The sequence below is a fragment of the Pelagibius marinus genome, assembly GCF_014925385.1.
In the GTDB taxonomy this organism is placed as follows: Bacteria; Pseudomonadota; Alphaproteobacteria; order Kiloniellales; family Kiloniellaceae; genus Pelagibius; species Pelagibius marinus.
In genome coordinates this window covers 1-857 of record NZ_JACSDK010000033.1, presented here as the reverse complement: position 1 = coordinate 857, position 857 = coordinate 1, and the positions used below count along the sequence as shown (strand labels likewise).

The following is an 857-nucleotide window of genomic DNA, read 5'->3' as shown; positions in this document are numbered from 1 at the left end:
CGGCGCGGGACTGCTGTCGCAGATCACGCAGGACTTCGGGTCTTCCGGCAGCTTTGCCATCGGCGTCGGCGAGTTCAACTCGGCCGGCTCCGCCGGCGGCATCACCGGCAACGCCCCGGACGCCGGGGACACCTATACGCTGCAGGTCGACCTGACCGACGGCAACTCCATCGCCGGCGCTTTCAGCCTCGACAGTGCGCTGGCTGATGGCAGCGCCACGATCGTCGCGGGCGGCGACGGCACCTTTGACTATTACAGCCTCGACGTGGTTGCCGCAAACGCGACCATCGACGGCGTGGCGGCGGTGACGAGCGGCAGCTTCGAGACCACCGCGGGCAACTTCGACACCGAGCTCTTTCTGTATGATTCGGCCGGCAACCTGGTGGCGCAGGACGACGACGGCGGCGCGGGACTGCTGTCGCAGATCACGCAGGACTTCGGGTCTTCCGGCAGCTTTGCCATCGGCGTCGGCGAGTTCAACTCGGCCGGCTCCCCCGGCGGCATCACCGGCAACGCCCCGGACGCCGGGGACACCTATACGCTGCAGGTCGACCTGACCGACGGCAACTCCATCGACGGTGCCTTCAGCCTCGATAGCGCGCTGACCGATGGCAGTGCCACGATCGTCGCGGGCGGCGACGGCACCTTTGACTACTACAGCCTCGACGTGGTTGCCGCGAACGCCACCATCGATGGCGTGGCGGCGGTGACGAGCGGCAGCTTCGAGACCACCGCGGGCAACTTCGACACCGAGCTCTTTCTGTATGATTCGGCCGGCAACCTGGTGGCGCAGGACGACGACGGCGGCGCGGGACTGCTGTCGCAGATCACGCAGGACTTCGGGTCTTCCGGCAGCT

1 protein-coding gene is annotated in these 857 nt (G+C 67.6%); it reads left to right on the top strand.

Going from position 1 to position 857, the window contains the following annotated elements:
* On the top strand, window positions 1-857 hold an 857-nt coding region (locus H7X47_RS25660; RefSeq protein WP_193371637.1), incomplete at both ends, for a hypothetical protein.